General features: G+C 63.3%; 14 protein-coding genes and 1 tRNA gene. 12 read left to right on the top strand and 3 right to left on the bottom strand.

All coding sequences use genetic code 11. The features are described from left to right. The first annotated feature begins 9 nt into the window (after positions 1-9). From FJV77_RS29835 to FJV77_RS29820, 4 genes are all read left to right on the top strand, one after another. A tRNA-Glu gene (locus FJV77_RS29835) sits at positions 10-84 on the top strand. A 667-nt stretch (positions 85-751) separates the two neighbouring features. Further along, a complete protein-coding gene (locus FJV77_RS29830; protein WP_142869960.1) occupies positions 752-1,333 on the top strand; it encodes a VOC family protein in 582 nt (193 codons plus the stop codon). A 26-nt stretch (positions 1,334-1,359) separates the two neighbouring features. Next, positions 1,360-2,241: a glutathione S-transferase family protein gene (locus FJV77_RS29825; RefSeq protein ID WP_142869959.1), complete on the top strand. Its 882-nt coding sequence runs from the start codon at positions 1,360-1,362 to the stop codon at positions 2,239-2,241. Between the two features lie 232 nt (positions 2,242-2,473). After that, entirely contained in the window at positions 2,474-2,842 is a 369-nt protein-coding gene (locus FJV77_RS29820; protein ID WP_142869958.1) for a hypothetical protein, read from the top strand. A 109-nt stretch (positions 2,843-2,951) separates the two neighbouring features. Here FJV77_RS29820 and FJV77_RS29815 read toward each other — a convergent pair whose 3' ends face one another. Both FJV77_RS29815 and FJV77_RS29810 read right to left on the bottom strand, forming a co-directional pair. Continuing rightward, entirely contained in the window at positions 2,952-3,167 is a 216-nt protein-coding gene (locus tag FJV77_RS29815) for a hypothetical protein (protein WP_142869957.1), read from the bottom strand. A 686-nt stretch (positions 3,168-3,853) separates the two neighbouring features. After that, positions 3,854-4,207 carry a hypothetical protein gene (locus FJV77_RS29810; protein WP_142869956.1) on the bottom strand — a complete coding sequence of 118 codons (354 nt, stop codon included), beginning with the start codon at positions 4,205-4,207 and terminating at the stop codon, positions 3,854-3,856. A gap of 189 nt (positions 4,208-4,396) precedes the next feature. Between FJV77_RS29810 and FJV77_RS29805 the strand changes: the two genes are divergently transcribed. The 7 genes from FJV77_RS29805 to phoB all read left to right on the top strand — a co-directional run bounded on the left by FJV77_RS29805 (position 4,397) and on the right by phoB (position 15,642). After that, the gene (locus FJV77_RS29805) at positions 4,397-8,953 is read left to right on the top strand and encodes a PAS domain-containing protein (RefSeq protein WP_185970473.1); all 4,557 of its coding nucleotides are present in this window, start codon (positions 4,397-4,399) and stop codon (positions 8,951-8,953) included. A 497-nt stretch (positions 8,954-9,450) separates the two neighbouring features. Continuing rightward, positions 9,451-10,479, top strand: coding sequence for a substrate-binding domain-containing protein (locus tag FJV77_RS29800; protein ID WP_142869955.1), 1,029 nt, complete (start codon positions 9,451-9,453; stop codon positions 10,477-10,479). Positions 10,480-10,574: 95 nt separating this feature from the next. Next, positions 10,575-12,035, top strand: a complete 1,461-nt coding sequence (pstC, locus tag FJV77_RS29795) for a phosphate ABC transporter permease subunit PstC (protein WP_142869954.1) — start codon at positions 10,575-10,577, stop codon at positions 12,033-12,035. Continuing rightward, complete coding sequence (gene pstA / locus FJV77_RS29790; RefSeq protein WP_142869953.1) at positions 12,032-13,348, top strand: phosphate ABC transporter permease PstA; 1,317 nt, start codon at positions 12,032-12,034, stop codon at positions 13,346-13,348. The genes pstC and pstA overlap by 4 nt, the downstream gene beginning before the upstream one ends. Before the next feature lie 17 nt (positions 13,349-13,365). Continuing rightward, entirely contained in the window at positions 13,366-14,190 is an 825-nt protein-coding gene (pstB, locus tag FJV77_RS29785) for a phosphate ABC transporter ATP-binding protein PstB (RefSeq protein WP_142869952.1), read from the top strand. Between the two features lie 41 nt (positions 14,191-14,231). After that, complete coding sequence (phoU, locus tag FJV77_RS29780; protein WP_142869951.1) at positions 14,232-14,936, top strand: phosphate signaling complex protein PhoU; 705 nt, start codon at positions 14,232-14,234, stop codon at positions 14,934-14,936. Positions 14,937-14,952: 16 nt separating this feature from the next. Further along, positions 14,953-15,642 carry a phosphate regulon transcriptional regulator PhoB gene (phoB, locus tag FJV77_RS29775; RefSeq protein WP_010911896.1) on the top strand — a complete coding sequence of 230 codons (690 nt, stop codon included), beginning with the start codon at positions 14,953-14,955 and terminating at the stop codon, positions 15,640-15,642. A 319-nt stretch (positions 15,643-15,961) separates the two neighbouring features. On the opposite strand, the gene FJV77_RS29770 is transcribed toward phoB, so the two are convergent. Continuing rightward, on the bottom strand, positions 15,962-17,203 hold the full coding sequence (locus FJV77_RS29770) for an ROK family protein (RefSeq protein ID WP_142869950.1): 1,242 nt from the start codon (positions 17,201-17,203) through the stop codon (positions 15,962-15,964). A 265-nt stretch (positions 17,204-17,468) separates the two neighbouring features. Between FJV77_RS29770 and xylF the strand changes: the two genes are divergently transcribed. After that, entirely contained in the window at positions 17,469-18,509 is a 1,041-nt protein-coding gene (gene xylF / locus FJV77_RS29765) for a D-xylose ABC transporter substrate-binding protein (protein WP_142869949.1), read from the top strand. Positions 18,510-18,567: the final 58 nt, after the last annotated feature.

The raw sequence follows: 18,567 nt of genomic DNA, 5'->3' as shown, positions 1-18,567 counted from the left end.
TTCTTGAACGCGCCCATCGTCTAGCGGTCAGGACACCGCCCTCTCACGGCGGGAACAGGGGTTCGATTCCCCTTGGGCGTACCAAGCAACGGCTAGGCCGTCTCTCTCCATACATCAAACGACATTTCGACAGAGCAGCCGTGTGAGCCACGTTTGACCGCAAGGTTGGCGAAGGCCGTGAAGACCCGGACGCTCGGATACACCCAATTTAAGTCAGGCGGCTGCGCTTGAAAGCGTAGCAATCTCTGTTACTTGCGGTGCGGGGCAGTATCTGCGGCAGCGCAGATTTGGGTCGGGTAAAGCAGGTATGAGTTCGGTGAAAATGACATGCCCGCACTGCCTCGGCAGCGGGAAGGTTTTCGATTGTTCCAGATGGCGCGCGTCAAAGGGGCACTGCTGCCCGCAAGGGACGCACCGAGCCGGCTGCCCTGGGCAGACCATCGCGTGCGCCGAATGCGCGGGTCTCGGCACATTGGCGGAAGCCGAGCTCAGAGCCGTCGCCTAGCCAAGGCCCTGCGACGCTTGGCTCTTTTCACCGCCATGCACCGTTAGATATCGTCGCTTCTGGCGCGTCGCTGCCAATTGCACTAGCATCATTGCACGACGCCGTTACGGCGCGCAGAACGCCGGGGAACGGATCGGGAAAAGCCGCTGTGCATACTATCGCCGCGCGCAGGGCGTGCGGCGATAGTATGATTTGGCAGAATCCAAGCTCGCCCCATAAGGCGAGGGGCCGGCGAGGAGGAGACCGATGCAGAAACTGCAATCGCAGGGCGTCCATCACATCACGCTGGTCGGCGCCGGGCGCCAGACGTCGATCGATTTCTGGGAAGGCGTGCTCGGCATGCCGTTCATCTTCGAGCAGCCCAATCTCGACAAGGCGAGCGAAAGCCATCTCTATTTCGATCCCGGCGACGGCAGGCTGATCACCGTCTTCACCGACGAGAGCCGCACGGCGGTCAAACGGCGCACGCCGACCGAACCGGGCTGCGTCCACCACATCGCCTTTGCCGTGTCGCGCGTCACCTTTCTGCAGGCGGTCGCCCGGCTCGACGAGCGCGCCATCAAGCACAGCGGCGTCAAGGATCGCGGCTTCATGGACTCGATCTATTTCGAGGATCCGCTCGGCCTATTGATCGAGCTGGCGTCCTACCGCTTCGAACCGCCAACCGGCTTCACCCACGCCGACGTCTTGATGCAGGCGCACAAGCTGCGCGTCGCGCGCGGCGACTACAACATCGCCGAAGTGCATCTCGCCGACGCGATCCAGACGTTGATCGAGTGGTCGCGCACGACCTTGTCGGACGACCGGACGCCGAAGAATCCATACTGACGGCCAACAAAAAGGGGAGAACCACGATGGCAAAGACAGTGAAGAGCGCGAAGAAGCCGGCGGCCAAGGCAACGCCGAAAACCGCCGCCAAGCCGGCAGCAAAAGCCGCCGTCAAGCCTGCCGCAAAGGCATCGGCAAAGCCCGCCGCGAAAGCCGCGGCAAAGCCGGCCACCAAAAAATCCGCGCCGAAGACGGCCAAGGCTAAAAAGCCGGCGCTGAAGATCAGCATGTTGAAGCCGAGCGTCAACAACATGACGGTCCGTGTGTTTGCGCGTGCTGCCGGGTTCGATGCTGCCGAGACCGACGCCTGGGGCCACACGCGTTCGCCCGAATATATGGCGCGCAACCCGGCGCATCTGACGCCGATGATCGAGGACAAGGGGCTGCCGCGCGGCGTGCTCTGGGAAAGCTGCGCCATCATGCAGTACCTCGCCAACAAGCACGGGCTGGAGAAATTTTATCCCAAGGCGCCGGCGAAGCGGGCGATGGTCGACAGCGCCATGTTCTACCTGATCGGCACGCTCTATCCCTATGTGGCACGCGCCACCTATCCGGCACTCAACTTCCCGCAGTATGCCGGCGAGGTCGGCCATAGCGATGCGCATCCAGACAAGAAATCCGAAGCGCAGAAGGCAGCCATGGCGGCGATTGCCGAGCCTCTGGAAGTGTTTCACTCCTTCTTCAGGGACGGCAAGCCGTTCATCGGTGGCAAGCACCCGTCGATCGCCGACATTCGCCTGGCATCGACGCTCGAGTTCCTGGCCGTCATCGACTACCCGCTGCCCAAATGGGCGAAGGAGTATATGGCGGCGATCGAGAAGAAACTCGGCAAAGCCTATGCCGAGCCGGCCGGCGACGTCAGAGGCTATATCGCCTATGTGAAATCACAGGCCAGCGCGCCAAGCTAAGGATTCGTTAACCAAAGCCCTGTCTATTGAGGGCAATCCACCCCGCGACCACGGATGTACTGGCGCCGAAGTGGAAGGAAAGGTCGGCGCAATGCCGGCCTTTTTGCTTTTCGCCGATGTGCCATCAGGCGCGTCCCCGCGCTCTGCCATAAAGTCTGCCATCAGGCATATTGCCATTGTTGGCGTCGACCCTACCATCATCCTTGGCGGCCGAGGTACGAGGAGCTTTGCTATGAAGGGCGTGGCGACATTGTTTGCGATTGCCGGTGTTGTGTTGGCCGGAGGCTATCCGTCCAATGCCGCGCCGCTCGACACGATGAGCGAAGTCGGCGATGCGATCCAGGCGTGCTGGACGCCGCCGGCCGATGCTGGAAATGCCACCGTCACCTTGAGCTTCAGCTTCAAGCGCGACGGAATGCTGATTGGTCCGCCGCGACCGACGGCGATCAAGGTCGACGGCGACGCCAATGCCAAGAAAGCGTTTGTCGACGCCGCGACCACTGCTCTGCAGAAATGTCTGCCGCTGAACTTCTCGCCCAAGCTTGCACAAGGCGTCGCTGGCAATGTCTTCACCATGCAGTTCGCCTCGCCCAAGCAATAGCGATCGGTAGAGCGTTTCACCGCTCCACAGAAACGGCGACCCGCTCTCTCGTTGTTTTGACGCAATTCCGGACGAAAAACCGCTCACACTTTTCTTGGAATTGCTCTGATCAGTTGTGCCGGCGCCTTATGTCGACATGCCGTTGCAGGTCCGGTGTCTCGAAAACGTAGTCGGCCCAGGCGGATTCCGGAATCTGCCCGGCCAGATAGCATTCCAAAAGCAGGCTCTGTTCGGGGTCGAGCGCTCTCGGCGCCCGCTCATGGTCCAGTCCCAGCGAGTGGAACAGGTTCCTGGTCAGGCCAGAGACAGTGAAGTGAATAGACATCTTCGGTCTCCTTTGCCCGATACAACGCGAGACAGCGGAGAAAGGTTTCAACCGCAAGGGCCGATAGCGCGGGATTGATCATGGCGGCGCCCAGCCATCGTCGATGCCTGGCTTCGTCTCAATCTTGAAACAAAAGTGTAATAGCGAATTTACAGGAGACGGCATAATACAGTGGCGTAAAATACCTGACTGTTGCTGACATTCCGCTGAATTAGACTTGCCTCATATATTGAGGCTCAATCGGCTGGAGCGGCTATCGGCTCCACAGGGTACAAGGACCAGGGGCGCCGATGATGCGTTTGTGGCCAGTTGTGATCTTTGCACTGGTGATGACGGCGACCGTCCTCGGAAGCTCGGCTGCCCTCGCCGATGCTTGCGCCGCACTCAGGGACCAGATGGCATCGTCCGGCCGCGGCGGCGGGATCAGCTCCGAGCTTGCGCAGCTGCGCCGCCAGCTTGCGGCGATCCAGGGCCTGGAGAGGCAACGCCGCTGCACGGCGCAAAGTGCGATGGGCAGAGGCCACGGGCGCTGCCCAGCAGCAGTCGGTCGAAGCTTTCTCGCGGCCGGTCAGGATGGTCGGGCCGGCTTTCTTCCCGGCGGAGTGAGCCGCGCGGCGCCGAAATACCCTGTTTTATCCATGTCTTGATCCCAAAACCGCGGGCCGCTTTCGGCGACGTGCATCAGGCTATTCACAGACCATCTTGTAGCGTTTGCCGGGCTGGCTGACATTCTTGCAGGTGAGCGGGTTGGCCGGTTCGGAAGTCGTCGCGGGCGGGCTGGACCTGACGTGCCGTCTCGGCGGAGCCGGTGTCGTCTGTCGGCGCGCCGCAGGCCGGTACGGCTCCTGCGGCGGCGGCGTCGGAAACACACCAGCTGCCGCCTGCATCTTGCTGGCCTCGGTCTGCGACGGATCGCGATCCCAGACCCGCCTGATATCGAGCGGCCTCGGGATCACAACCGTGCCGTCATAGCTGCGCGCGCAGCCGCTGCTCGCAAGCAGCGTCAGCCCCAGGAAACAAGGCACGATCCAACCAGTCATCCGCAATACCCCTGCCGACTTATAGCCCGGCCGGGGTTCCGCCGACAACCGGCGGAATACCGCAGGGCAATGTGGGCTCTGGTTGGAGTTTGGAGTCGTTATGGTTAGCGGATCATTAATGCTTCTCGGGCACATTCCGCCGGCGAACCGCTGAGGGGGTTCGGCCTTGGCTTTCGGGGTGGGAACGGAATGGCTGACGGGACTGTTGGAACACGCGGCGGACGCCGTCCCCGAGAGGGGGCTGTGATCGGCGAGGATACGTCCGTCAGGGGTTCACCCGAAGCGCTGCGCGAACTGGTCGAGGCCGACGCCGACTGGGTCTGGGAGACCGACGCCGAACTGCGCTTTTCCTGGCTTTCGGAAAATTACCAGGCCGCCACCGGCATCGATCCCGCCAGCATTCTTGGTCGCTTTCGCTTCGATTTCCTCAAGCAGATGGTGCACGGCAATCGACACGCCGCCGCACATTTGGAGGATCTGCAGGCGCATCGGCCGTTTCGCGACTTCGTCTATGAATTGAAGGGCGGCCGCCCCGGCTGCCGCTGGGTTTCGATCACCGGCTCGCCCCGTTTCGACAGCGAGGGCAAGTTTACCGGCTATCGCGGCATTGGCCGCAACGTCACGGCGCTGGCCGGTGCGCTGGACGACCTTCGGCAGGTGCCGCCGGCGGCAGGCGAAAGCACGCAGCATCTTGCTGATCTCGAGCGGACGATGGATGCCATGCACATGGGCGTCGTGCTGCTCGACGCCAAGCTCGACACGCTCATCGTCAACAAGGCCTATCGCGACCTCTCCAGGATTCCGGACGGCGCCGTCACCGTCGGCGCGCCGTTCAGCCTCCTGATGGAGCTCAACCGCCGCAACGGCATCTATGGCGATCTCGACGAACAGCAGTGGCAGCATTACCTCGCCGCCCGTATCGAGGAGATCCGCGCCGGCTCGGTTGCGCCGCGCGAGTTCATCCATGCCAACGGCCGCACGATGATGTTCTCGGTGACGGCGCTGTCCGGCGGCAAGCGGTTGCTGACCTACTATGACGTCACCGAGCTCAAGCTTCGCGATGCGGCAATCGAAAGCGCCAACGCAAGGGCCGCCGAAACCTTTGCCAATCTGCGCACGATGGTCGACCAGATGCCGATCGGCGTGCTTGTCCTCGATGCGGACATGCGCGCGGAGGTGATCAACCGCGCCTTCTATGATTTCTGGAAAATCGATCCGCACCGCGCCGGTATCGGCTGCGGCTTCCGCGAGCTGATGCAGGCCAGCCGCGACATGGACCCCTACGGCACCGACGACGCGACATGGCAGCGCCACATGGCAGAGCGCGAGGCCGAAATCATGGCCGGCGTGGCAGGCTCCAGGCAATTGCCGCGCAACGACGGGCGCACGCTCATTGCATCGACGGCGCCGCTCGCCGGCGGCAAAAGGCTGATCTCCTATGTCGACGTCAGCGAGATGAAGGACCGCGAAGCGGAGCTCGCCGATGCGCTGGAAAAATCAAGGCTGGCCGAAGCGGTGATCAACGCCGTCGAGGACCCGATCTTCGTCAAGGACGACAACCTGCGCTTTGTCTTCGTCAACGAGGCGTTCTCCGCGCTGTTCGGACAGACGCCGCAAGCGATGCTGGGCAGGCATGGCGGCGACTTCATGCCGGGGAAGGACGCCGCGCTGTTCGAAGACAGCGAACGCACCGTGCTCGCGACCGGCACGCCTTACGAGGTGGAGGAGAATTTCGAAGTCGAGGGCGCCAGGCGCTCGCGCATCGTGCGCAAGAACCGCGTCGGCATGCCGAGCGGCCGCAACTATGTCGCCGGTTTCCTGTTCGACATTTCCGACATGAAGCGCCGCGAGACGGAAGCCGAGGACGCCCGCAAGAACTTGGCCACCGTGCTGGAATCGCTCCCCGCGGCCGTCATCATCTACGACCGCGACGACAAGTTCGTTTTCGCCAACCGCAAGCTGCAGGACACGCTGCCGGCGCTGGTGCCGGCATGGCAGCCCGGCAGCAGCTTCCGCGACGCGCTGGAACTGGGACACTCGGTCGGCTATTTCCGATCGAGCGGCGATCCCGAGATCGACAGACTCTATGATGGCGATCGCGATGTCTGGCTCAATGCCATCCTCGCCCGCTACCACTTGCCGAACTCCTCCTACGAACGGCGCAACGCGGACGGCCGCTGGTACCAGGTCTACGATATGCGGACCGAGGACGGCACCTTCATCGGCGTGCGCGTCGACATTTCCGACATCAAGAGCCGCGAAAAGGCGCTGCAGGATTCGATGCGCCAGATCGACCTGTTCCGCCATGTCATGGACGAATTGCCGGTCGCTGCTTTCATCAAGGCGCAGGATCTCAGCATCGAATTCGTCAACAAGGCCTGGTGCGCGATCACTGGTCTGGCCAAGGAAGATGTCATCGGCCGCACCGATCGCCAGCTGTTCGGCGCCGACGATGCCGAAAGCTACAGCCATGACGACACCGAAGTGGTCGTCGCCGGGGCAGTGCGCGAGGTCGAGGAGCCCGTCACGCATCGCGACGGCACGGTGCGGCAATTGATGACGCGCAAGAGCCGCCTGGTGGCGCTCGACGGGTCGGTGCATCTGGTCGGCTCCAGCACCGACATCACCGAGGTCAAGGCGCGCGAGCAGGCGCTGGAAGAAAGCATGCGCGAGAACGAGGTGTTCCGCAATCTCATCGACAACGTGCCGGTGTCGATCTACGCCAAGCGCTCGGACCTGCGCCAATTCTACGTCAACAAGGGCTGGTGCGACCTTACCGGCCTGAGCAAGGAGGAGGCGATCGGCAAGACCGACGTCGAGATCTTCGGCGCGGACGGCGAGGCCTTTGTCGCCGGTGATATGGCCGTGCTGCGCACCGGCGAGACTCAGGAGATCGAGGAGACGGTGACGCTTGCCGACGGCAATGTGCGCCACCAGTTCGCGCGCAAGGGCGCGATGATCGCCTCCGACGGTTCGCTCTATCTCATCGGATCGACCACCGACATCACCGAATTGAAGATGCGCGAGGCCGAGCTGCGTGAGGCGCGCCAGCGCGCCGTGCTCGCCGACCGCGCCAAGTCGGAATTTTTGGCCAATATGAGCCACGAGATCCGCACGCCGATGAACGGCGTGCTGGGCATGGCCGAGCTGCTCGCCAAATCCGACCTCGACACCAAGCAGAAGACGTTCACCGACATCATCGTCAAGTCGGGCAACGCGCTTTTGACCATCATCAACGACATCCTCGATTTCTCCAAGATCGATGCCGGGCAGCTCGTGCTCGATCCGGCGCCGTTCAACCTGCCCGAGGCGATCGAGGATGTGGCGACGCTGGTGTCGACACGCGCCAAGGAGAAGGATCTCGAACTGATCGTGCGCGTCGAGCCAGGCCTGGAAAGCCTGTTCATCGGCGATGTCGGCCGCATAAGGCAGATCGTCACCAATCTGCTCGGCAATGCGGTGAAGTTCACCGACGAAGGCCATGTGCTGGTCGATGTCACCGGCGAGAGGGTTGTGGCCGGAACCAGGCTCACCATCTCGGTCACCGACACCGGCATCGGCATTCCGGAGGACAAGCTGAAGGCCGTCTTCGAAAAGTTCAATCAGGTCGATACCTCGTCGACCAGGCGCCACGAAGGCACCGGGCTCGGCCTTGCCATCACCTCGCGGCTGGTCGAGTTGATGGACGGCGAGATCGGCGTCGAGAGCGCCGAAGGCAAGGGCTCGACCTTCTGGTTCACCGTCACGCTGCCCAGGGCCGGCCAGCAGACGCGGCAGCGCATCATGCCGGTGGACGTTACCGGCGCGCGGGTGCTGATCGTCGACGATAACGCCGTCAACCGCTCGATCCTGACCGAGCAGATGGTTTCGTGGACGTTCGATTCCTGCGCCGCCGAAAGCGGCGCCGAAGGGCTGAAGGTGCTGGTCGCCGCGGCTGCCTATGGCGTGCCGGTCGACTGCGTCGTGCTCGACTACCAGATGCCGGGGATGAGCGGCGCGGAAATGGCGCGCATCGTGCGCAACACCGCAGGGCTGGCTGACACGCCGATCATCATGCTGACCTCGGTCGACCAGTCGCTCGCCAACACCAGCTACCGCGACCTCGGCATCGACGCGCAGCTGATCAAGCCGGCGCGCTCCTCGGTGCTGCTGGAGACGCTGGTCGCGACCATCCAGCGCCATCGCCACGGCACGACGGATGGCCGTGAGGAACACACAGCAAGCGACAGCTCCGGCCAGGCGATAGTACAGCCGGTGTCTGCGCCGCCGGCACGGGCCGCATCCGAGCGGGCGCAACTACATCCGCCGCCACTGCGCGCCCGCGCCCGGGCCGGTGGCAACGAACGCGGGCTCGACATCCTCGTTGCCGAGGACAATGAGGTGAACCAGATGGTGTTCACCCAGATCCTCGGTGAAACCGGCTACAGTTTCGAGATCGTCGGCAACGGTCGCAAGGCGCTCGACGCTTTCGGCCGGCTCAATCCGCGCATGATCCTGATGGACGTCTCGATGCCGGAGATGAACGGGCTCGAAGCCACGGCCGCGATTCGCCGGCTGGAGCAAGAGAGCGGCACGCATATCCCGGTCGTCGGCGTCACCGCGCATGCCTTGAAGGGCGATCGCGAGCGCTGCCTGGAAGCCGGCATGGACGACTATCTGCCCAAGCCAATCAGCCCGAAGGCGCTGCTCGAAAAGGTCGAACGCTGGGTTGGCATATCGGGCCAAGCCCAACGAGACGCCGGCTAGCGAATTTTCCGCGCCGGGATTCGGCGGTGCCGCGACGTCCAGGGATATGGTGCGATCGCACCATATCAAAGCTTGCGCCCAGTCGGGAAAATGGCGGCAACTCAACCGCTCATTCAGTTACGGGCGGGAGCAAGCGACCGCCGACAAAGAAACAGCGTCGAAATCTACCCCAACGGACCTGTTTTTGGCGATGGCTCGGCCAAGACACGCTCTGGCCACGGGCAACGCGCTCCCGTCCGGTTTTTCTTTCTCGGCATCGCAGCCCGCGATCTGCCGGGACAAATGCCGGCGCAGAATCCCGCAAGCTTATGATTCCAGCGGCAAACTGCGGCTCTCGCGAAGAGCCTGGCCGGCTGCAGCTTTCGGTGCGTCCATCCGACGTTTACCGGGCTGACACGAAACTGTCATGCGACTGTAATAATCGAAGGCTATTGGCCTCAGCGGGCGCCGGCTGAAGAGGGCGCCGAGAGACCATATTCCGAACAGGAGCAGGCCACATGAAGAAATTCCTCGTTACGGCGTCGGCCGTGGCGGTAGCGTTCGCCGCATCGTCGGGCGTCGCCGCTGCACGCGACCAGATCCAGGTCGCCGGTTCGTCGACCGTGCTACCCTACGCCAAGATCGTCGCCGAGCAGTTCGGCGAAACCTTCACCAACTTCAAGACCCCGGTGGTCGAGTCCGGCGGCAGCGGCGCCGGCATCAAGGAATTCTGCAAGGGCGTCGGCGAAGACACCATCGACATCGCCAACTCCTCGCGTCCGATCAAGAAGGACGAACTGAAGTCCTGCGCCGACGCCGGCGTGAAGGAAGTCCAGGAAGTCCGCATCGGCTATGACGGCATCGTCTTCGCCACCGACATCAAGGGCCCGGATTGGGCGCTGGTTCCCGCCGACATCTACAAGGCGCTCGCCGCCAAGCTGGTGGTTGACGGCAAGCTCGTCGACAATCCGAACACCAAGTGGAACCAGGTCAACCCGAAGCTGCCCGACTGGGATATCGCCGCCTACATCCCCGGTGAAAAGCACGGCACCCGCGAAGTGTTCGAGACCAAGCTTCTCGACGCCGGCTGCGACAAGGCCGCCCTGAAGGCCGCCGGCATCGCCGACGACAAGGAAATCGGCAAGACCTGCATCGCCATCCGCAAGGACGGCAAGGCTGTCGACATTGACGGCGACTACACCGAGACGCTCGCCCGCATCGACTCCAACAAGACCGGCGTCGGCGTGTTCGGCCTCGCCTTCTACGAGAACAATGCCGACAAGCTGAAGGTCGCCACCGTGGAAGGCATCGTGCCTTCGACCGAGACAATCGCGACCGGCAAGTATCCGGTTTCGCGCCCGCTGTTCTTCTACGTCAAGAAGGCGCATCTCGGTGTCGTTCCCGGCCTCAAGGAATATGTCGAGTTCTTCCTTGACGACCAGATGATCGGCCCGGAAAGCCCGCTCGCCCAGTACGGCCTGGTTTCGGCTCCCGACGCCGAGCGCCAGAGCCAGCGCGACGCCTTCGCCGCCGGGAAGACCATGTAGTCAACGACTGGATCAGGGCGCGGATCAAATCCGCGCCCTGATTTCGCTGCTTGCCGCAACGGCGGCGGCGATCTGAATTTTCCCTGGGGTGGGTGATGTCGTCCTTGCTCGTACTCGCCATAGTCATTGCCATCGGCGTGGTCGCCTTTGTGATCGGCCGTCAGCGCGCCGCGGCGCAGGATACCGGCAAGGTCAAGCCGCATTCGCGTGCCCACTATCATGGCTGGTGGGCCTTTCTGCTCGCCGTCCTGCCTGCCGTCCTGCTGCTCGCCGTCTGGGACATCGGCTCGTCCTTCTATCTCGATCGGCACATTCACGCCGCCCTGCCCGAGCGCACTGTCGACTCCAAGGTCGCCAGCGAAGCGCTCGACGCCAGCCTGGTGAAGAGCCTCGCCAAGGGCCTGCGCCGGCTCGATGCCGGCACGCCGCTTCCCGCCACGTTCGCTGAGTTGCAGCCGTTGCTCATCGCCAAGGGCGTGGCGCTGGCCAGCGACACGCAGGATTACATGATCCCGATCGCCGTCGATGCGAACTCGGTCCAGGACAGGCTCGGCCTGTTCGGCGCCGTCGTCACCTTCGCCTTGTCGGTCGCCGGCGCCTTCTATGCGCTGAGGCAGATCGCGCCGCGCGCCAGGGCGCGCAACAATGTCGAGAGGCTGATGCTGTGGGGGCTGCTCGCTGCGTCGACCATCGCCATCCTGACCACGGTCGGCATCGTGCTGTCGATGCTGTTCCAGACCATCACCTTCTTCGAAAGCGTGTCGCCGATGAGCTTCTTCTTCGGCACCGTGTGGGATCCGCGTTTCGCCGCCGCCGGCTCCGGCGGCAGCCAGGGCCAGTTCGGCCTCATCCCGCTTCTCGCCGGCACGCTCTACATTGCCGCCGTCGCCCTGGTGGTGGCCGTTCCGGTCGGGCTGATGTCGGCGGTCTACATGTCCGAATATGCCTCGCGCAGCGTGCGCTCGGTGGTCAAGCCGGCGCTGGAACTGCTGGCCGGCATCCCGACCATCGTCTACGGCATCTTCGCCGTGGTCACGCTCGGACCGTTCCTGCGCGACCTGTCGGCTGCACTCACTGGCGGTTCGCCCTTCATCCAGGGCCAGAGCATCTTCACAGCCGGGCTGGTGATGGGCGTCATGCTGATCCCGGTCGTGTCGTCGCTGTCCGACGACATCATCACCGCGGTGCCGCGCGCCATGCGTGACGGCTCGCTGGGCCTAGGTGCCACGCGCTCCGAGACGATCAAGCGGGTGATCCTGCCGGCCGCACTTCCCGGCATCGTCGGCGCCATCCTGTTGACGGCGTCGCGCGCCATCGGCGAGACGATGATCGTCGTGCTGGCGGCCGGCGTTGCCGCCAATCTCACCGCCAATCCATTCGAGGCGATGACGACCATCACCGTCAAGATCGTCAACCAGTTGACCGGCGACCTCGAGTTCAACTCGCCGCAGACGCTGGTCGCCTTCGCGCTCGGCCTGACGCTGTTCGCGCTGACGCTGGTGATGAACATCGTCGCCCTCTACATCGTGCGCAAGTACCGGGAGCAGTACGAATGACCGACATTCCCCTGGACACGATGGCGGGCACCGTCGCGCGTCCGCGCCGCGACATCGGGCTGAAGGCGCGCTATGCCGCCGAACGCCGGTTCCGCATCTACGGTGTGATTGCGATCTCGGTCGGCCTGGCCTTCCTGGCCATCATGCTGATCACCATCGTCGCGAAGGGCTACACCGCCTTCTGGCAGACGACGGTGACGCTGCCGATAACCTTCGACGAGAAGGTGATCGATCCCTCCGGCAAGCGCGCCACCGATTCGAGCGTGCTGATCAAGGCGAATTATCCCAAGCTTGCCGAAAACGCGCTGGTGACCAAGCTCGGCATCGATCCCGCCAACAAGCCGATGATGCTGAAGCTCAAGGGCTTCCTGTCGGAAGGCGCCCGCGTGCAACTGCGCGACATCGTTACCGCCGATCCGTCGGTAATCGGCACCACGCGCGACGTCAACATCCTGGCCGCCGCCAATCTCGACTCAGCCTTCAAGGGCCAGATCGACCTCAGCGTCGATGAAGGGCGGCGCAAGGTGTCCAACCAGCAGATCGACTGGATGAACAAACTTAGGGCGGACGGCGTGATGGACGAGCATTTCAACACCGGCCTGTTCAGCTATGGCGCCTCCAGCCGCCCGGAAACGTCGGGCATGGGCGTGGCGATTATCGGTTCGTTCTACATGATGATAATCGTTCTCCTTTTGGCGCTGCCGATCGGTGTCGCCGCCTCCATCTATCTGGAGGAGTTCGCCAAGAAGAACCGCTTCACAGATCTGATCGAAGTCAACATCAACAATCTGGCGGCGGTGCCGTCGATCGTCTTCGGCCTGCTCGGCCTTGCCGTGTTCATCAACTTCCTCGGCATGCCGCGCTCGGCCGCTTTCGTCGGCGGCCTGGTGCTGACGCTGATGACCCTGCCGACAATCATCATTGCCACGCGCGCCGCGCTTGCCGCCGTGCCGCCGTCGATCCGCTCGGCAGCGCTTGGGCTTGGCGCCTCGAAGATGCAGATGGTGTTCCAGCATATCCTGCCGCTTGCCGCCCCCGGCATCCTCACTGGCACCATCATCGGCTTGGCGCGCGCGCTCGGCGAAACGGCACCCCTGCTCCTGATCGGCATGGTCGCCTTCGTCGCCGACTATCCGGCGACGCCCTTCGATCCGGCGACGGCGCTGCCGGTGCAGATTTATTTGTGGTCGAACGAAGCCGAACGAGCCTTTGTCGAGCGTATGTCGGGCGCCATCATCGTCCTTCTGATTTTCCTAATGGCCATGAACATCACCGCGATCGTGCTTCGGCGCCGGTTCGAGCGGCGCTGGTAGAAAAAAGGCAATTTGGTATGAACATCATGACCGAACAGACCCTTGAAAACGCAGTGGGCGACAAAATGAACGCCAAGTCGAACGAAGTCATCAAGATGCGCGGCGACAAGGTCGGCGTGTTCTACGGCGAGAAGCAGGCGCTGTTCGACGTCAATCTCGACGTCCGCCAGAACCAGGTGACTGCGCTGATTGGTCCTTCGGGCTGCGGCAAGTCGACCTTCCTGCGCTGCCTCAACCGCATGAACGACACCATCGATTCGGCGAGGGTGACCGGCAAGATCACGCTCGACGAGGACGACATCTACGACAAGAACATCGACGTCGTCGAACTGCGCGCCCGCGTCGGGATGGTGTTCCAGAAGCCCAATCCGTTCCCGAAGTCGATCTACGAGAACGTTGCCTACGGCCCGCGCATCCATGGGCTGGCCAAGCGCAAGTCCGACATGGACCAGATCGTCGAGTCGAGCTTGAAGAAGGCGGCGATCTGGAACGAGGTCAAGGACCGCCTGCAGGAGCCCGGCACCGGACTGTCCGGCGGCCAGCAGCAGCGCCTGTGTATCGCGCGCGCCATTGCGGTGTCGCCGGAAGTGATCCTGATGGACGAGCCCTGCTCGGCGCTCGACCCGATCGCCACCGCACGCGTCGAGGAGCTGATCGACGAGCTGCGCCAGAATTACACGATCGTCATCGTCACGCACTCGATGCAGCAGGCGGCGCGCGTCTCGCAGCGCACGGCGATGTTCCATCTGGGCTACCTCGTCGAGGAGGGCGCCACCGACAAGATGTTCACCAACCCCGACGACAAGCGCACCCAGGACTACATTACCGGCCGCTTCGGCTGAGCCGTCCAGCGGTTGAATTTTCAGGCACGAGGACCACGATCATGGGTGAACATACCGTCGCCTCCTTCGATGAAGAGCTGGGGCAGATCAGCAAGCTGATCCGCGACATGGGCGATCTGGCCGGCTCGATGGTCAGCGGCTCGACCAAGGCGCTGCTCACATCGGATAATGCGCTGGCGCAGCGTGTCGTTTCCGACGACACCATCATGGACGCGCGCCAGCGGGAACTCGACGATCGCGCCATCACGCTCATCGCCAAGCGCCAGCCGATGGCCAACGATCTGCGGGCCGTGGTCGGTTCGATCCGCATGGCCGGCGACCTCGAGCGCATCGGCGACCTTGCCAAGAACATCGCCAAGCGCGTCGGCACCGTGGGCCTCAGCGTCACGCCGCGCGACCTGTCGCATTCCATCGACGCCATGGCGCAGCTCGTGCTGATCCAGGTGCAGGGCGTTGTCGAGGAGTATGCCGCCGCCGATGCCGCAGCGCTCGCGAAGCTCCGGAATGACGACGAGCGCATCGACGTCAAATACACGTCGGTGTTTCGTGAGCTCTTGACCTACATGATGGAAGACCCGCGCAACATCACCGCCTGCACGCATCTCCTTTTCTGCGCCAAGAATCTGGAGCGCATCGGCGATCATGTCACCAACATCGCTGAAAATGCGTATTATGTGCTGACCGGCCAGCAATTGCCCGCCAATCGCCCGAAACAGGACGAGACGGCGATGGCCACGTCGGCCTGACAAGGGTGAATTGCTGATGATCGCGCCACGCATCATGGTCGTGGAGGACGAGGAGCCGCTGGGCGTGCTTCTCCGCTACAACCTCGAATCCGAAGGCTACCAGGTCGAGGTGGTGACGCGCGGCGACGAGGCCGAAATCCGGCTGCAGGAAAATGTGCCCGACCTTCTGGTGCTCGACTGGATGGTGCCGGCGGTGTCCGGCATCGAGCTCTGCCGCCGGCTGCGCATGCGTCCCGAAACCGAACGGCTGCCGATCATCATGCTGACCGCGCGTGGCGAGGAGAGCGACCGCGTGCGCGGCCTGTCGACCGGCGCCGACGACTATCTGGTCAAGCCGTTCTCGACACCGGAATTCATGGCGCGCGTGAAAGCGCTGCTGCGCCGCGCCAAGCCGGAAGTGCTGTCCAGCGTGCTCAAGGTCGGCGACATCGTGCTCGACCGCGAGTCGCACCGCGTCTACCGCAAGAAGAGCGAGATCCGGCTCGGGCCTACCGAGTTCCGCCTGCTCGAATTCATGATGCGCCATCCCGGCCGGGTGTTCTCGCGCAGCCAATTGCTCGACAATGTCTGGGGCGAGACGATCTATATCGACGAGCGCACGGTCGACGTGCATGTCGGCCGGCTGCGCAAGGCGGTCAACAATGGCCGCATGCCCGATGTCATCCGCACCATCCGTGGGGCGGGATACGCGATCAGGGAAGATTAAGCTCAGGGCGCTGAAGTTCTGGCGCTCGGCACTTCAGCATCTCGCTGGTGAGTGGCCGAAACTTCGTCATCCACGGGCGGAGCAAGGAGCGCAGCGACGCAGCGCAGACCCGAGGATCCATGCCGCGACATCGATGCGTTGCCGCGGTGCAGAATTCTGCTCCGTTGCACTTACGATGAGAGTCACGGAATGGATCCCAGGGTCTTCGCGACGGAGCTTCGCTCCTGCTTCGCCCTGGGATGACGACGTCGCGGAGCCCTTTCGCTAATCTCCGACGCCTGCACTGGTCTTCAAACCAGGCGTCACGTCAAAAGCGGTCTCACGCTACGTTCTTTCCGGCACCCGTTCTTGCCTGCGCGCCCGCTGCGAAAATCTCCTGGTCAACGAAGCCGAGCGCGCGCATGGCGCAGCCTTCGCGGATCAGCGGCAGTTCGTTGGGCTCGGTGTCGAAGGAGATCGATTTCGAGTGCTGGCCGCCGGCGGTCTGGGCAATCGCTTCGCGCAATGCCGGCTCGATCAGATCGAACGCGGCGGCGCTGACTCCGACCATGGCGACAGGTGCTGGATCGATCAGCGCAAACAGGCTGCCGAGGCCGAAGCCAAGCGCCTCGCCGGCCTTGCGATAGGCTTCGCGCTCGGGGCCATCGGTCTCGCGGGCACGCGCGGCGAGCGCCCGCATGTCGGCGTCGCCGACATCGACCGGTTCGGCATCCTCGCTCATCATTTTGGCGCTGCGCCAGATGGCGTAGTTGCCGGCATAGGCCTCGACGCAGCCGCGCCGCCCGCAACGGCAGAGCGCGCCGCCGGGCCGGTGGATCATGTGGCCGAACTCGCCGCCCGACGAATGGGTGCCGGTAAACAATTCGCCCTTCAGGACCAGCCCCATGCCGATGCCGTGCGAGAGCAGGATGGCGATGAAATCGTCGCGATAGCGCTCAGGCTGGCGCCATTGCAGCGCCACCGCCATCATGTTGCAATCGTTTTCCATCGTGGCCGGAATGCCGAATTCCGCTTCCAGTATGTCGGCGAAGGCAATGTCGGTCAGCGGCGTGATGGGCGACCACAGCATGGCGCGCGCCTGCGAATCGGTGATGCCCTGGATGCCCATGGCAATGCGGGCGATGCTCTGAACATCGAGGTCGGGATCCTCGAGCCGCCGCCGCACGATTGCCGTGCATTCGCCGATCAGCTTGTCGCGCGGCATGGTCAGTGTATCCAGCCGGCGCTGCTCCTCGGCGACCACATGGCCGGCATAGTCGATGACAGTGACGGAGAGGAAATTCAGCGACAGCACCACAGTCATCACCGCGGCGGCTTCCGGGTTGAGCGCAAGGCCAACCTGCGGCCGGCCGCGTTTCAGCGCACCGGTCTCGCCAGGCTTGCTCTCGGCCAGGATGCCTTCTTGAATCAGATCAGACGAGATCGCCGATATGGTCGAATGGCTGAGGCCGGTGGTCGCCGCAATCTCGGTCCGTGACGGTTGGCCTGCCCGGCGCACGGCCGAAATCACCATCGCACGGTTGCGACGGCGCAGATCGTCGTGGCGGATTCCAACCGACATTTTTTCCTCCCGGTCCTCCTCGCGCCTCATGATAGTGGAGGCATTTGGTGGTACCAGCCAAATATTGGCAGAAGCAGGCCGCGCTGTCATTGTTTATTGCGAGTCTCGAAAAAATTCACGGAGGCCATCAGATTCCATCAGAATCGATGTTGACAGCGCCTCGCCGTTGGACCAGTATTTTTTCGAGGCTCGAAAAAATAGAGCCTCTGTGTGCCGGCCTTCGGGCCAGTTTTGTCGCGCCGCGCGCGGCGCAGGGAGGATTATCATGAACAGATTTGCAGCCGCCATGCTGGCGGGTGTCGCCATGTCGCTGACGCTGGTGTCGGTCGCGCAGGCGAAGGACAAGGTCATCGGCGTGTCGTGGTCGAATTTCCAGGAAGAGCGCTGGAAGACCGACGAAGCGGCGATGAAGGCGGCGATCGAGGCGGCCGGCGACAAGTACATTTCCGCCGACGCGCAGTCCAATCCCGGCAAGCAGTTGACCGACGTCGAAAGCCTGATCTCGCAGGGCGCCAATTCGCTCATCATCCTGGCGCAGGACGCCTCGGCCATCGGCCCGGCGGTGCAGAAGGCGCTGGACGAAGGCATTCCGGTCGTCGGCTATGACCGCCTGATCGAGAACAAGGACGTCTTCTATCTGACCTTCGACAACAAGGAAGTCGGCCGCATGCAGGCCCGCGAAGTGTTCAAGGCCAAGCCGGAAGGCAACTACGTCTTCATCAAGGGCTCGGGTGCCGATCCGAATGCCGATTTCCTGTTCGCCGGCTCGATGGAAGTGCTGAAGGAAGCTATCGACTCGGGCAAGATCAAGAATGTCGGCGAGGCTTACACGGATGGCTGGCTGCCCGCCAACGCCCAGAAGAACATGGAACAGTTCCTGACCGCCAACGACAACAAGGTCGATGCGGTGGTTGCGGCCAATGACGGCACCGCCGGCGGCGTCGTCGCGGCGCTGACGGCGCAGGGTCTGGCCGGAACGGTTCCGGTCTCGGGCCAGGACGGCGACCATGCCGCGCTGAACCGCATCGCGCTCGGCACGCAGACCGTGTCGGTGTGGAAGGACGCGCGCGAACTCGGCAAGAACGCCGCCGAGATCGCTTCGCAGCTGGCCGACGGCAAGAAGACGGCCGACATTGCCGGCGCCAAGGACTTCACGACGCCCGGCGGCAACACCGTCAAGTCGCTGTTCCTGACCCCGGTTGCCATCACCAAGGACAACCTCAACGTCGTCATCGACGCCGGCTGGATCAAGAAGGACGAAGTCTGCGCCGGCGTCACTGCCGGCAGCGTTGCAGCCTGCAACTAAAACCCAGACCGCTATCGGTTCGAAATCTCGGCGGCGCGCGGGCCCAAGCGCCGGGGGG

Origin of the sequence: Mesorhizobium sp. WSM4306 (genome assembly GCF_007003975.1) — a bacterium.
Lineage (GTDB): Bacteria > Pseudomonadota > Alphaproteobacteria > Rhizobiales > Rhizobiaceae > Mesorhizobium.
The sequence above is the reverse complement of the archived record's forward strand: the minus strand, read 5'-3'. Positions and strand labels throughout refer to the sequence as shown.

Bases quoted from the DNA above. Each gene is read 5' to 3' on its own strand.
- FJV77_RS29830 (WP_142869960.1), top strand. From the start codon at position 752: ATGCAGAAACTGCAATCGCAGGGCGTCCATCACATCACGCTGGTCGGC.
- FJV77_RS29825 (WP_142869959.1), top strand. From the start codon at position 1,360: ATGGCAAAGACAGTGAAGAGCGCGAAGAAGCCGGCGGCCAAGGCAACG.
- FJV77_RS29820 (WP_142869958.1), top strand. From the start codon at position 2,474: ATGAAGGGCGTGGCGACATTGTTTGCGATTGCCGGTGTTGTGTTGGCC.
- FJV77_RS29815 (WP_142869957.1), bottom strand. From the start codon at position 3,167: ATGTCTATTCACTTCACTGTCTCTGGCCTGACCAGGAACCTGTTCCAC.
- FJV77_RS29810 (WP_142869956.1), bottom strand. From the start codon at position 4,207: ATGACTGGTTGGATCGTGCCTTGTTTCCTGGGGCTGACGCTGCTTGCG.
- FJV77_RS29805 (WP_185970473.1), top strand. From the start codon at position 4,397: ATGGCTGACGGGACTGTTGGAACACGCGGCGGACGCCGTCCCCGAGAG.
- FJV77_RS29800 (WP_142869955.1), top strand. From the start codon at position 9,451: ATGAAGAAATTCCTCGTTACGGCGTCGGCCGTGGCGGTAGCGTTCGCC.
- pstC (WP_142869954.1), top strand. From the start codon at position 10,575: ATGTCGTCCTTGCTCGTACTCGCCATAGTCATTGCCATCGGCGTGGTC.
- pstA (WP_142869953.1), top strand. From the start codon at position 12,032: ATGACCGACATTCCCCTGGACACGATGGCGGGCACCGTCGCGCGTCCG.
- pstB (WP_142869952.1), top strand. From the start codon at position 13,366: ATGAACATCATGACCGAACAGACCCTTGAAAACGCAGTGGGCGACAAA.
- phoU (WP_142869951.1), top strand. From the start codon at position 14,232: ATGGGTGAACATACCGTCGCCTCCTTCGATGAAGAGCTGGGGCAGATC.
- phoB (WP_010911896.1), top strand. From the start codon at position 14,953: ATGATCGCGCCACGCATCATGGTCGTGGAGGACGAGGAGCCGCTGGGC.
- FJV77_RS29770 (WP_142869950.1), bottom strand. From the start codon at position 17,203: ATGTCGGTTGGAATCCGCCACGACGATCTGCGCCGTCGCAACCGTGCG.
- xylF (WP_142869949.1), top strand. From the start codon at position 17,469: ATGAACAGATTTGCAGCCGCCATGCTGGCGGGTGTCGCCATGTCGCTG.